13 protein-coding genes and 1 other RNA gene are annotated in these 12,078 nt (G+C 59.3%); 2 read left to right on the top strand and 12 right to left on the bottom strand.

Features of this window, described 5'->3' with window-relative positions; translation table 11 throughout:
• Positions 1-4: 4 nt before the first annotated feature.
• From B30_RS06240 to B30_RS06210, 8 genes are all read right to left on the bottom strand, one after another.
• Positions 5-562, bottom strand: a complete 558-nt coding sequence (locus B30_RS06240) for a class I SAM-dependent methyltransferase (RefSeq protein WP_009571192.1) — start codon at positions 560-562, stop codon at positions 5-7.
• A gap of 136 nt (positions 563-698) precedes the next feature.
• A complete protein-coding gene (locus B30_RS06235) occupies positions 699-1,202 on the bottom strand; it encodes an SspB family protein (RefSeq protein ID WP_009571191.1) in 504 nt (167 codons plus the stop codon).
• Between the two features lie 66 nt (positions 1,203-1,268).
• On the bottom strand, positions 1,269-2,543 hold the full coding sequence (gene chrA / locus B30_RS06230; protein WP_009571190.1) for a chromate efflux transporter: 1,275 nt from the start codon (positions 2,541-2,543) through the stop codon (positions 1,269-1,271).
• A gap of 81 nt (positions 2,544-2,624) precedes the next feature.
• Positions 2,625-3,377: a phytochelatin synthase family protein gene (locus tag B30_RS06225; protein WP_009571189.1), complete on the bottom strand. Its 753-nt coding sequence runs from the start codon at positions 3,375-3,377 to the stop codon at positions 2,625-2,627.
• Positions 3,378-3,562: 185 nt separating this feature from the next.
• Entirely contained in the window at positions 3,563-3,988 is a 426-nt protein-coding gene (locus B30_RS06220; protein ID WP_009571188.1) for a nuclear transport factor 2 family protein, read from the bottom strand.
• 126 nt (positions 3,989-4,114) lie between these two features.
• Positions 4,115-4,494: a transfer-messenger RNA gene (gene ssrA / locus B30_RS21680) on the bottom strand.
• A gap of 83 nt (positions 4,495-4,577) precedes the next feature.
• Complete coding sequence (locus B30_RS06215) at positions 4,578-5,618, bottom strand: extracellular solute-binding protein (protein ID WP_009571187.1); 1,041 nt, start codon at positions 5,616-5,618, stop codon at positions 4,578-4,580.
• A gap of 123 nt (positions 5,619-5,741) precedes the next feature.
• Positions 5,742-6,503, bottom strand: a complete 762-nt coding sequence (locus B30_RS06210) for a FadR/GntR family transcriptional regulator (protein WP_009571186.1) — start codon at positions 6,501-6,503, stop codon at positions 5,742-5,744.
• Between the two features lie 119 nt (positions 6,504-6,622).
• Here B30_RS06210 and B30_RS06205 point away from each other — a divergent pair, with 119 nt between their 5' ends.
• Positions 6,623-7,615: an MDR family oxidoreductase gene (locus B30_RS06205; RefSeq protein ID WP_009571184.1), complete on the top strand. Its 993-nt coding sequence runs from the start codon at positions 6,623-6,625 to the stop codon at positions 7,613-7,615.
• A gap of 12 nt (positions 7,616-7,627) precedes the next feature.
• Here the strand turns inward: B30_RS06205 and B30_RS06200 are convergent, their stop codons facing one another.
• Positions 7,628-8,824 (bottom strand): multidrug effflux MFS transporter, encoded by a 1,197-nt coding sequence (locus tag B30_RS06200; protein ID WP_009571183.1) that lies wholly within the window; start codon positions 8,822-8,824, stop codon positions 7,628-7,630.
• A 168-nt stretch (positions 8,825-8,992) separates the two neighbouring features.
• On the opposite strand from B30_RS06200, the gene B30_RS06195 reads away from it, so the two are divergent.
• Positions 8,993-9,817: a sulfite exporter TauE/SafE family protein gene (locus B30_RS06195; protein WP_009571182.1), complete on the top strand. Its 825-nt coding sequence runs from the start codon at positions 8,993-8,995 to the stop codon at positions 9,815-9,817.
• 55 nt (positions 9,818-9,872) lie between these two features.
• Here the strand turns inward: B30_RS06195 and B30_RS06190 are convergent, their stop codons facing one another.
• Genes B30_RS06190 through ccmI form a run of 3 tightly spaced genes read right to left on the bottom strand, consistent with a single transcriptional unit; the run spans position 9,873 to position 11,819 of the window.
• Positions 9,873-10,112 carry a DUF1289 domain-containing protein gene (locus B30_RS06190; protein ID WP_009571181.1) on the bottom strand — a complete coding sequence of 80 codons (240 nt, stop codon included), beginning with the start codon at positions 10,110-10,112 and terminating at the stop codon, positions 9,873-9,875.
• A 7-nt stretch (positions 10,113-10,119) separates the two neighbouring features.
• Entirely contained in the window at positions 10,120-10,593 is a 474-nt protein-coding gene (ruvX, locus tag B30_RS06185; protein WP_009571180.1) for a Holliday junction resolvase RuvX, read from the bottom strand.
• Positions 10,590-11,819 (bottom strand): c-type cytochrome biogenesis protein CcmI, encoded by a 1,230-nt coding sequence (gene ccmI, locus B30_RS06180; protein WP_009571179.1) that lies wholly within the window; start codon positions 11,817-11,819, stop codon positions 10,590-10,592. The genes ruvX and ccmI overlap by 4 nt, the downstream gene beginning before the upstream one ends.
• Positions 11,820-12,078: the final 259 nt, after the last annotated feature.

Raw genomic sequence — 12,078 nt, 5'->3', positions numbered from 1 at the left:
ACGTCTAAATCGGCTGGCGTGTATATTCAAACACCCGTGCGGGCGGCAGATTGGCCCAGATCGTGCCCTTCTTGCGCGCCGTGATGCCGTGCTGACGCTGCATGTCCGGCTCGATCGGCGAACTGAATGCATAGGTGAATTGGGTAAAGACGCCGCCCGGACGCAGGGAGGCGAAGACCGAGGCGAGGATGCCGTCTTGCAAGGTAGGGCGGTTGAGCAACGGCACGCCGGACAAGACCGCGCCGACATTGGGGGACAGAACGTGATGGATTTCGGTCGCGGAGCGGTTGAGCACCTGAACGCCGGGAAATTTGCTGCGCAGATCGTCGCAAAACCGGGCGTTCAGTTCAAACAGGGTGAGGCGTTCGGGCGCCACGCCGCGCTCCAAAATCGCGCGGGTGAACACGCCGGTGCCCGGCCCGATTTCCACGATAGGCCCGTCAATGTCTTCAAGCCCCGCCGCCATGACCCGTGCCATAGCCGAGGAGGAGGGCGCAATCGCGCGCACATCGTCGGGGTTGCGGATCATCTCTCCAAGGAAAACAGCAAAATCGCGTGGCATGTGGCTCTCCTCTGGCGTGATGCTGAGATAGCAGTGCCCATCGCCGTGTAATCTGACAAGGGGGGAGCCGATCGCGTTACGCAAAATTCACGAAGCTGTTTCGCGGCTGTTAAAAAGGGGCCGCGCGGCCAGTCTATTATTTGCGAAACTTGTCGAGCGAGACGATTTCCGCCTCTTTCGGCCCGTCCGTTGCGGTGCCGGATGTGTCGGTCTCATCCTTACGCTCGAAACTTTTGACTTCGGCGTCATGGGGAATCTCGTCTCCCTCCATCTCTTCGACGTCGTAATCCTGGGTCTCAAAGCGCAGGCCAAATTCCACCGACGGGTCGACAAAGGTGCGGATCGCGTCATAGGGGATGTACAAAGGCTCCGGGCTGTCGCCGAAATTCAATGTGATCGCCACGCCATCGTCGGTGACGTCGAGATTGTCGAACCAATGCTGAATGACGATGGTCATTTCCTCGGGATAGCGATCCGAAAGCCAATCGGCCAGTTCCACATCCGGGTGCATGGTGTCGAAGGTGATAAAGAAATGATGATCCCCCGGCAGGCCGTCTTTGGCCACGCCGTCCAGCACCTTACGGATCAGACCACGCATCGCGTCATGCATGAGGTTCCCGTAGTCGATGGTTTTGGCCATCTGTGCATCCTTTCTGTGTCTCCTGTGGTGCAGCATACGAGATTCTGCGGCTAAGGAAAGAGGTCATCAAAGGACAATATGAAACGCGAGGCCTGTAAGGGCCACGAGGGCCAGCACAGTCATCAATCCGCGCTTGAACGCAAAGAGCAAAATCGCCGCCAGCACCATGAGGGCGAGGGCCTTGAGGTTGAGGCTCTGCAGCATCGGCAGATCAAGGCGCACAGGCCCGGCCTGTATCCGTGTGGTTTGGGCAAAGAGCACATGCAGGGTGAACCACCATGACAGCGAGGCGATGACGCCCACCACGGCGGCGGTGATTGCCTTGAGAGCACCCGAGAGCCTTGGGCGGGTGCTGATCCAGTCGATGTAAGGGGCACCCGCGAAAATCCAAAGAAAACAAGGCACAAAGGTGACCCAAAGCGTCAAAGACGCGCCGATCACGCCGCCCCACAGGCCCAAAGGGGTGGCCGCCATATAGCCGACAAACTCGGTGACCAAAATCAGCGGTCCCGGCGTGGTTTCGGCCAGTCCCAGGCCGTCAAGCATGGCCTCGGGCGTGAGCCAGCCCTGGTTGTTGACCACCTCTTGGCTCATATAGGCCAAAACCGCATAGGCACCGCCAAAGGTCACCACGGCAAGGCGGGAGAAAAACAAACCGATTGCCAAAAGCCGCTCTTGGCCCGTGGCCCAAAGGCTGAGCAAGGGCGCGGCCCACAGCGCCCCCCAAACGACGAGCGTGCGGGGCAGGTGATGGGCTTTGGGCGCGGCGTGGATTTGGACCTCTGCGGGGGGAGCGGTGAGCGCGCCGACGAGCGCGGCGGCCAAGACGATCACCGGGAACGGCACGGCAAACACCGCAATCAGCACGAAAGAGATCACCGCCATCGCCCAACGATCCACCCGCCCCAAGGCCTTTTTGCCCAAGCGAAACAGGGCTTGTAGCACGATCACAGTGACCGTGGCTTTGACGCCTAAAAACAGCGCCTCAGAGAGGGGCAGGTGGCCGAAATGGGCGTAAAGCGCCGCCAGCGCCAACATGACCAATGCGCCGGGGAGGACGAAAAACAGCCCCGCGATGACACCGCCGGGCACGCCGCGCAAACGCCAGCCGCAATAGGTGGCAAGCTGCATCGCTTCGGGGCCGGGCAACATCATGCAAAAGGACAGGGCGGAGAGAAATCCCTCCTCGTCCATCCACTTGCGGGTCTCGACCACTTCGCGATGCATCATCGCGATTTGCGCCGCCGGTCCGCCAAAGGACAACAGGCCAATGCGGGCGAAGGTTTTGAGAAAGTCGGGCAGGGGTGTTTGTGGCCGAGGTGTTTGGGGCAGGGGCGTCATCCGGGCGCTCGCGTTTGTCCGGGGGTCATGTCCGGCACGCCTTTGGTAAACGCCCCTGCGTTTGGGTCAAGAGTTAGATGCTCAATTTGCCAGTGCCAGGCGCACCAAACCGCCGGTTTCGCCCTCAAGCACGCCATGCTCCGCCGAGGTCGGTTTCAACATCGCCTCAACCAAGACCGGCACCGAGGTCCAATAGGGGATGTACCATTCCTGATCGACCTCCAGGATCAACACCTCGTCCTTGGCCGCATCATAGGCCCCGATGACGGAGACATGCGGGCCGTCCCAATCGCCGGTGACGACGCCTTGGTTGAAATAGATCATCATTGCGTCTTCGGCGCTCTGTTCGTTGAGTGTCAACCACTCGCGCACGGTGGCAAGCGTGGCTTCCGAGGCGTCAGTGGGTTTAAAGGCGCTGACCGTATAGCTGTCGAGACCGGCCGCTATGAGCGCCTTTCCGGCATAGGTCTCAAGCTCGGCAAAGGTCACACCATCGCCGCCCTCGGCGGAGATGTCGGACCAATGGGCGTCGCCAACGCGTTCCAACAGGTCAGGCTGGGTCATCACCGTGTCTTCGGCATTGGTGGGCAGGCCGGAAAGCCCGTTGACCGCCCCCGTGATGGCGGCGACCGAGCAGGCGGAGGTGGTGAATTGCATTTTCACATAGGGCGCGAAGGCCCAGTAATCGGGCGCGGGCGTTTGGCGCAGATAGTCCGTGGCCTGCGTGATGGGGGTCGCGTTTGGCCCGAGTTTCGGCAGCGGTGCGTCTTGTGCGCTCAGGGGCAGGGACGCGAGCGTTGCAAGAGCCAGAGGAAGAGCAAGGAATTTGGTCATGGATCACCTATGGAAAGACGCCGGACAGGCGATGATCTACCCCGTATGCGCCTGATAGAGATGGCGCGTTTGAGCATTGCTTTTAGGGTAGACAAAGGGCCCGGCTTGATCACTTTTGATCAAATTTCGCGCAAGGCAAGAAAAATCGTATTCTGGGCTCTGCGCAGCTTCTGAGCAGCTCAGGCTTAGCCTAAAGATTCACCCGCAAGGCAGAGCGCCACTGTGTTGGGCGGAAGGTTGCCCATTTGTTCAAAATAGCTGACAAAATCAAAGTTGTTATAGGCTTCGCAGATTTTGCCATCCTTGGTGCGGATCATCACCTGACCCGAAATGGAGACCGGTTTCATGTCCATCGCGCGTTTTGCGTTGAGGCGCATTCGGACCCACGCCCGATCGCCCTGTTCCATCGAATCAAGAATGTCACAGGACACATCGCGCAGCGCATGAAGGACGGCGGGGACGAGGACGCGAAAATCCTCAAGCTCGGCGGCAAGATCGGTCATCAACCCGGAGGCGGCACCAGAGATGCCGAAATAGTCGTCAATGGCGGATAAATCGCCCTGAACCCAGACCCGTTCATACCATGCTTTCAGCAGTTCAACGCCGTTCATTTTCTCATCCGCCTCTGTCCATGACCTTTAAAAACTATGGGCGCAAACCCTAAAGGATTGGTTTAAATCCAGACGAATTTACAAATTGACCTAACGTCAAGTTTCTTATCCGGCAGAGAGGGGGAAAGTGCAGGTTTCTGTTGCCAGGTACCTGCGAACCCCGCCTTAAGTCGCTAAACCTAAGGACTTAGTTTTCGATTTTTCGCACAGCTTACGCTGCGAGAGCCATCGGAGCTTTGTTGTCATTTGCAACTAGCTTTAGTGTACCGATAACGGTGGTAACTCACCGAAACAAAGCAAACCCCTTTAGACGTCCGTCGATCCTATTTCGTCCCCATGATCCAAATCGCCAAGGCCTCAAATGAAGGTCCAAACCGATGGGTGTATGGTGGAGACGCCGGGTACCGCCCCCGGGTCCGATCCGCGTATTACGAGCGCGTTTATGTCCATAGTCCGGTTGCCCGAACACCTCATACCTAAGCGGTTCCGGGGCCGGGTTCAAGAGGGGCAGAAGAGGGATGGCCTCGATCAAACGCAAAACGCCGCCCCGAAAGGAGCGGCGTTTCTTTTGGGGGGTGCTGAGACCGGCTTAGAACCCGGCTTTGATTTTCTCAAAGGCCTCGGATTGCTTTTCGCGCAACTCAATGGACATCGGCAATTGGGCCAGAATCGGGGCGTCAATCGGCTCAAGGCCAGCATCGATCAAGGTTTGATCGCCCAAAGTGGCAAGGCCTTTAAGGTTCGGCGTGCCGTAACCCGCCTCCATCAAAGGGGCCGCGTTGGCGACATCCAAGAAGCCGTTGATAAAGTCATAGGCCTTGTCTTCCGAGCCGGGAGCGTCTTTGAGGTTCACATAACCGCACAGCCACAGCGACGAGCCTTCGGTGGCTTGGCGTTGAAAGCCGATCGGGAACTCTTCTCCAACCATGGTCGGGTAGGTTTCGTTCCAGGCCCAGGCCACCAACACTTCGCCCGTGGCCAAAAGTTGAGCCAATTCGCCCGGATCGGTCCAATAGGTGCGCAGGTTCGGGTGGACTTCGCGCAGCCAGTCAGAGGCGGCTTCAAATTGCTCATCCGTGGCGTTTTGCCAATTGGTCGTGCCGGTCGCCAGATAGGCGAGTGCATAGGCGTCATCGACGTTGTCTGGCAGGGTCATGCGGCCTTCGTATTTCGGCTTTTTGAACACCTGAAGCGAGGCGACGTCTTCGGCGGGCACCTCATCCATGTTATAGGCGATGGCGGTGGAGCCGAAATCGGACGGGATAAAATAGGACGTCGCCGCCGCCGTATCTGCACCCAACAGATTGCTGTCGAGGTTGGCATAATCGGTGATTTTGGAGGTGTCCCAAGCTTCCAGAATGCCACTTTCGACCCATTTCATCACCGATCCGGCACAGACATGGCTGACGTCGGCCTTAAAGCCGGAGACGAGTTTTTGCAGCGCTTCGTCTTCCTCGCCAAAGAAGGCAAACGACGGCACGTCGCCGTTTTTCTCGATATATTTGGTGTGGAAGTCGGCGTTTTCAAAACCGGAGTAATCAAACACAAGCAGATCTGCGTCTTCCGCAAACCCCGCGCCCGCGAGCGTGGCAAGGGCCGTTGAGGCGCACAGAAGTTTAAAGCTGTTCATTGGGTCGTCTCCCTAAAGTGGACCAATTTCAGTGATCGACGCTATCACGGGTTTTGACTTGTGCAAGGGGGAGAGAGGGCCGGTTTGGGCTTTTTCTATCGCTTTGCTGATAATTTGATCAAATTAGATGCGGGCGCCGGAGTTTTTCTGCGCGTGCAGCGATTCGGTGGCTTCCGCTTGACGCAGCGTTACGGTGCAAAGCGCGTTCAAAAGCTGGTCGATCAGCGCCGCATCGCGGGCCTCAAGAGCATCCGTGATCCGAATGTGCAGCGCCACAATTTCTGCCCTGTCGCGGTTGCGAAAGGTGATCATATTCATCAAGGGCTGCATCCCTTCGACAGCTCCCGCCAAATGCCAGGACAGGACCGGGTTGCTGGCGCCATCGACCAAAGCTCGGTGAAACGCCACATCCGAGGCACAAAACGCTTCGTCTGAGAGGCCGGGTTGGGATTGGCGGGTGATTTCAGCCCGCATTGCGGCCAAATGATCGACGTCACGGTTTTGCGCCGAAAGCGGCGCGCAGCCGCGCTCAAGCGCAAACCGGGCGCGGCAGGCGGTGGCAAAATCTACCTCATTGAGACTGAGCAACAGGGTCGCTGTGGTGGCCAACTGACCGTAGGCTTCGGGATAGGACAGCCGATGGACAAAGGCCCCACCGGACGCGCCGCGTTTGGTGCGGATCAGGCTTTGGGCCGCCAGCCGTTTCAATGCTTCGCGCACGGTTGGGCGCGAGACGCCATAGGTGTCCGACAGCTCCGCCTCAGACGGCAACCGATCATCCGCCACCAAATCCCCGGACAGGATCGCATCGCGAATGGCCTGCGCGATCTGGGCAGAAAGGTCCTTTTCAGCCGTTTTTTGCTGCGATTTTGAATTGTCAGGCATTTGACTTGCGCTCACGATTTAATTGTCTGACATTTATGGGGAGACTCAGCGCCGCTTGCAAGACCATCTGGCACGCCCTGCGGGGCACAGCGGCCATTTCGACAAAACGGGAGAGACATATGTTCAAAGCATTGGTGATGGAACAAGGCGAGGACGGGCTGGCTACGGCCCAGATCAAACAGATCGACACGGACGCGCTGCCTGAGGGCGATGTGGTGGTCAATGTTGATTATTCCACCCTCAATTACAAAGACGGGCTGTGCCTGTCGCCCAAAGGCGGCGGTTTGGTCCGCAAATATCCGCATGTGCCGGGCATTGATTTCTCTGGCACGGTCGCAAGCTCGGACAGCCCTGATTTCAAACCCGGCGATCCGGTGGTTCTGACCGGTTGGCGCGTCGGTGAGGTGCATTGGGGCGGTTATGCGCAACAGGCGCGGGTCAAATCCGATTGGCTGGTGCCGCTGCCGAAAGGTCTGAACACACGTCAAGCCATGGCGGTCGGCACGGCGGGCTTTACCGCGATGTTGGCGGTGATGGCGCTGGAAGATCACGGGTTGAAACCGGGGCAGGGTCCGGTTTTGGTCACAGGGGCGTCGGGCGGTGTCGGCTCGGTTGCCACCGCGATCCTCGCGCATCTGGGCTATGAGGTCGCCGCCGTGACCGGACGCCCCGAGAGCGCGGACTATCTGCGCGATCTGGGCGCGACCCAAATCGTGGCGCGCGAAGAGATCAACGAGGCGGTCAAACGCCCGCTTGAGACCGAGACATGGGCGGGCTGCGTCGATGCCGTCGGTGGCGAGATGTTGGCGCGGGTGCTGGGCCAGATGAAATACGGTGGCTCTGTGGCCGCTGTGGGGTTGGCGGGCGGCGCGGCTTTGCCGACGTCAGTGATTCCGTTTCTGTTGCGTGGCGTGAACCTTTTGGGCATCGACAGTGTGATGCAACCGAAAGAGGCCCGCCTGCGGGCTTGGGCACGGATCGCCACCGATCTGCCGATGGAGAAACTCGAAGAGATGGTCCATCCCGCCCGGCTCGAAGACCTGCCGGAGCTTGGGGCGTTGATCCTCAAAGGCGGGATCAAAGGCCGGGTTGTGGTCGATCTGAACGGCTGACCTGAGGAGACCTCAAAACGGTGTCATCCGCATCCGCGCCCGCGGTGTGACCACCAGCAAAAGGATCAGCGCAATCAGAGAACAGGTCATCATCGCCGCCACCATCGGCAGGGGCGTTCCGTCAAAGAACGGCCCTGCGGCGGCGGTCATGATCCCGCCCGCAACCATCTGTAACGTGCCGCCCAATGAGGAGGCCAGCCCGGCAATCTCGCCGTGATCGTCCAGAGACGCAACCATGGCGGTTGGGATGATCAGGCCGACAAAGGCAAAGGTGGCGACAAGCCCGGCCACCATGACCCAAAACGTGCCAAAGCCTGCAAGCACCAGTGCAAACAGCGCCAGCATCGAGGCGGCATAACCAAACACGCCAAGACTGATGATCTTCAACGCCCCATGTTTGCGCATCAGCCCCGGTGCAATCTGTGACGCACCGATAAATCCCATGGCATTGACGGTGAAGGCCAGAGAGAACTGCGCCGGCGTCAGGCCGAAGCTCTCGGTGTAGACAAAAGACGCCGAGGCGATAAAGACGAAAAATGCCGACATCGAAAACGCGCCAATAAAGGTCAGCCCCAAAAACACCGGATCGTGAAACAGCGTCCGGGCTCCGCGCGCCATCGCGCTCAGACTGACCTTGACGCGCTTGTCTTTCGGCAAGGTTTCGGGCTGCAACAGGGCTGTGATGACAAAGGCCACGATCCCGGCCACCGCCATCGCCGCAAAGATGCCGCGCCACCCGGTCATGAGAATCAAGCCAGAGCCTGCCAGCGGCGCAAACATTGGCGAGACCGAAAACACCAACATCACCAAGGACATCAACCGGGTCGCTTCATAGCCGCGATATTGATCGCGAATGATCGCGCGGGTCACCACCATCAATGAGGCCGCGCCCGCCCCCTGAATCATCCGGGCGGTGATCAGCGCGGCGATGGTGGGCGCAAGCGTCGCCGCGATCGACCCGATGATGAACAGGGTCAAGCCGATATAGATCGGCACTTTGCGCCCGGCTTGATCGGCCAAGGGGCCATAGATCAACTGCGACAGACCAAAGGCCATGAAATAAAGCGAAATCGTGCCCTGCGTCGTGCCGACACTGGCACGAAGATCCGCCGCAATCGCCGGAAGCGCGGGCAGAAACATGTCGATGGCAAAAGGCCCAACGGCAGAAAGAAGGCCCAAAACAAGGGCGCTTTTGAACAGCGGAGACATGGGGAGACCTTCATTCGGGAGGGCGAGGGTGCTGTGTGAGAGCGGTCGCGGGTCAAAATGGGAGAAACTGGCCTGAGCCACCTGTAAGTTTCGGGCGCTTTGCCCCTCTGGTCAATCTGCGAAACTGTCGGTAAGCCTGTTGAAAAATGTAGAATAAGGGACCCAATCATGATGGACTTTGCAACCTTGATGCCCTTCGCGCTGTTGATCGCCGCCATTGGCGCGTTTGCCGGTATCCTGGCCGGGCTTTTGGGCGTCGGCGGCGGCATCGTCTTGGTCCCGGCGTTTTATTATGCCTTCGCGGGCCTCGGCTATGGCTCGCCACAGTTGATGCAAATCTGCCTGGCGACCTCATTGGCCACCATCATTGTCACCTCGATCCGCTCGGTGCTGTCGCATCACAAAAAGGGTGCGGTGGACTGGTCGATCCTGAAAAGTTTCGCCCCCGGCATTGTCATTGGCGCCGTGGTGGGCGTTTTGGTCGCCTCAAGCCTGCGCACCGTCACGCTTCAGATGATCTTTGGCGGTGTCGCCGTGTTCATCGGCCTCTATATGGCCTTTGGCAATGCCGCATGGCGGTTGGGCTCCGAGATGCCCAAAGGCCTCATGCGGGGGGTCATTTCGCCGCTGATCGGGTTCTTGTCGGTGCTGATGGGCATTGGCGGCGGGTCTTTTGGCGTGCCAACGATGACACTTTACGGTGTGCCGATCCATCGCGCCGTTGCCACCGCGGCGGGCTTTGGTGCCATCATTGCCATCCCGTCAGTCATCGGTTTTCTCTTTGTCGATATTCCGGCGGAGGTCACGCCGCCTTTCACCATCGGGGCCGTGAACATTGCGGCCTTTCTTGTGGTGATCTCAATGACACTCATCACCGCGCCTTTGGGAGCGAAAATTGCCCATGCGATGGACCCCAAACCGCTCAAGCGGGTGTTTGGTGGTTTCCTGATCCTCGTTGCACTCAATATGCTGCGTAAGGCGATGATGGGGTGAGTATTTTTGCTGCCATGAAGCCCGTTTTCATTGCAGGCCAAATACTCTCTAAAAATCAGGTAATCTGACGTTTCAGTCGCGCGGCCCGGCCACCGCGGCGCGTGGTCGGGGCAGGGGTGCGGTTCGGCAAATCCGCCATGATCTCCTGCCGCACCTCAGGCGTCATCCGCGACCAAGCGCCGATTTCCTCAATCGAGCGCGCGCAGCCAAGGCACAGCCGCGTGTCTGGGTGGATTTGACAGACCTTGGTGCAAGGGCTCTCAATCTCGTCACGGCGCCAAATCTCGTCGCTCATCGCAGCCTCACAAATGCCCAAGCCGGTCCAACGCGCCCTGAAGGATCACGCCAGCGGCGACTTGGTCGATTTTTTCGGCCCGTTTGGCGCGCGACATATCGGCCTCCAACATGGCGCGGTCTGCGGCAACGGATGAGAGGCGTTCGTCCCAAAAGGTGATCGGAATCTCGGTCAACTGCGCCAGATTGCGGGCAAAGGCGCGGGTTTTTTGACAGCGCGGGCCTTCGGAGCCATCCATATTGCGCGGCAGGCCCAAAACGATGCCGCCGACTTCGCGTTCTTTGAACAGGGCCAAAAGCGCCTCGGCGTCCAAGGTGAATTTCTTGCGACGGATCGTGGTCGTTGGTGAGGCGACCGAGCGCAACCGATCCGAGATCGCCACGCCGATGGTCTTGTCGCCAAAATCCAACCCCGCCAATGGGGCCATGACGGGCAGGGTGGCTTTAAATTCCGCCATATCATCGGTGATCAGCGCGCTCATTCGACAAATCCCGCGCGTTCGGCCCCGCCGCGCACCACGGCCAGTTTGGCCGGGTCGGCACCAAAGATCACCTGCGCCTCGCCCCAGATCGCTTTGGCTCGTTCCGTGTCGCCCAGCATCGCCAGCGAGGAAATCAGCCGCGCCCATTCTTCCGGCGTGCCGCCCTCATTGGCCAGACGGGCAGACAGGCCTTCGACCATGCCGCGGATCATCTCTTGGCGCTCTTGCGGCGTCATGTCGGCGGCGTTTTCCATGTCTTCTGCCGAGGGGCCTTTCAGACCATCGTTGGCGGGCGGCAGGGTGTAGCGGATGCCCGCAGCCTGAGCCACGGCTTCGATTTGCTCGCGAATGAGTGGCAGCCAAGGATCGGTCGGCTCAGAGCGGGTCAACAGCGGTTGCCAGAGGCGAAAGGTCATATCCGGGCGGTCGTTTTGGGCAAACATCAGACCGGAGAAAAACACGGCGATGCCATTGTTTGGATCGCGTTTGAGCGCGTTGGACAGGGCCGTTTCGGCCTCTGGCGAGACAAAGCCACCGGCCGCCAAGATCATCATATTGGCCATTTGCGCATAGTCTTCGGCGGTGGCCTCCGCGCCTTTGATGCGGATCACCTCGCTTTGCGCCAAATAAGCCTCGCGGAAATTGCCGATATTGGCCTCGTTGCGGGCCAACAACATGTGGCCTTCAAGCTCGTCCGGGCGCGATTGCAACGCCGCACGCAATTTGATCACAAGATCAACCAACTGCTGGTCTGCCTGTTGCGCCATCGGTGTGGCCGGGACTTTGGCTTCGGCTTCGTCCTGGCTCATCCGCGTGGCGCGGATTTCGTCGGCCAAGGCAATCCGGTGCGCAAGGGGCAGATCTTCGTATTTCGGTTGCCCGAGGTCGCCATAGAGCCAGACCCCGCCGCCCAAAAGGGCAACGGCCAAAGCGATGGCGCCCCAAAGCGTGCCTTTGGGCGCACCGGCTTTGCCGCCCTGATGCTCTTTATCGGCCTCAAGCATCCGGCGCGACACTTCGGTGCGGGCGCGTTTGGCATCATCAAGCGAGAGCACCCCGCGCGCCAGATCGCGTTCCACCTCTTTGAGCTGGTCGCGGTAGACTTTCATTTCGATCTCGGCGGTCGAGGTGCTTTGCGCCCCCATTCCGCGGCCACGGCGCAGCACAAGAGCGATGGGAGCGATAGACAAAAGGGCTATGGCAGTGGCGATGATCCAAAAGGTCATGTCAGGGTCCATGTAAGGCAGATGTGATGCACAGCTTTACCCGTCCGCTGCCTGTCGTGAAACCCCCAATGACGCAGGTGTGACCGGATGGCTCAGGGGATGTTCTGATCCTGCGGTGGCTGTGACGTAAGATACTGAATAGGTCGCGTCATCACGGGGACACAACAGAAAACCCAAATCCCCGAAATCCGACCTTCTATGCGCCTCTGATCATTGCTCCACAGCGGGTGTTCGCCGTTTTTGCAAATGAGTCTAAACA

It is taken from the genome of Celeribacter baekdonensis B30 (genome assembly GCF_000299875.1).
Classification (GTDB): domain Bacteria; phylum Pseudomonadota; class Alphaproteobacteria; order Rhodobacterales; family Rhodobacteraceae; genus Celeribacter; species Celeribacter baekdonensis_A.
The sequence above is the reverse complement of the archived record's forward strand: the minus strand, read 5'-3'. Positions and strand labels throughout refer to the sequence as shown.

What these genes read in the sequence shown, in the direction of transcription:
- B30_RS06240 (WP_009571192.1), bottom strand. Translation starts at nt 562, where the DNA reads ATGCCACGCGATTTTGCTGTTTTCCTTGGAGAGATGATCCGCAACCCC.
- B30_RS06235 (WP_009571191.1), bottom strand. Translation starts at nt 1,202, where the DNA reads ATGGCCAAAACCATCGACTACGGGAACCTCATGCATGACGCGATGCGT.
- chrA (WP_009571190.1), bottom strand. Translation starts at nt 2,543, where the DNA reads ATGACGCCCCTGCCCCAAACACCTCGGCCACAAACACCCCTGCCCGAC.
- B30_RS06225 (WP_009571189.1), bottom strand. Translation starts at nt 3,377, where the DNA reads ATGACCAAATTCCTTGCTCTTCCTCTGGCTCTTGCAACGCTCGCGTCC.
- B30_RS06220 (WP_009571188.1), bottom strand. Translation starts at nt 3,988, where the DNA reads ATGAACGGCGTTGAACTGCTGAAAGCATGGTATGAACGGGTCTGGGTT.
- B30_RS06215 (WP_009571187.1), bottom strand. Translation starts at nt 5,618, where the DNA reads ATGAACAGCTTTAAACTTCTGTGCGCCTCAACGGCCCTTGCCACGCTC.
- B30_RS06210 (WP_009571186.1), bottom strand. Translation starts at nt 6,503, where the DNA reads ATGCCTGACAATTCAAAATCGCAGCAAAAAACGGCTGAAAAGGACCTT.
- B30_RS06205 (WP_009571184.1), top strand. Translation starts at nt 6,623, where the DNA reads ATGTTCAAAGCATTGGTGATGGAACAAGGCGAGGACGGGCTGGCTACG.
- B30_RS06200 (WP_009571183.1), bottom strand. Translation starts at nt 8,824, where the DNA reads ATGTCTCCGCTGTTCAAAAGCGCCCTTGTTTTGGGCCTTCTTTCTGCC.
- B30_RS06195 (WP_009571182.1), top strand. Translation starts at nt 8,993, where the DNA reads ATGATGGACTTTGCAACCTTGATGCCCTTCGCGCTGTTGATCGCCGCC.
- B30_RS06190 (WP_009571181.1), bottom strand. Translation starts at nt 10,112, where the DNA reads ATGAGCGACGAGATTTGGCGCCGTGACGAGATTGAGAGCCCTTGCACC.
- ruvX (WP_009571180.1), bottom strand. Translation starts at nt 10,593, where the DNA reads ATGAGCGCGCTGATCACCGATGATATGGCGGAATTTAAAGCCACCCTG.
- ccmI (WP_009571179.1), bottom strand. Translation starts at nt 11,819, where the DNA reads ATGACCTTTTGGATCATCGCCACTGCCATAGCCCTTTTGTCTATCGCT.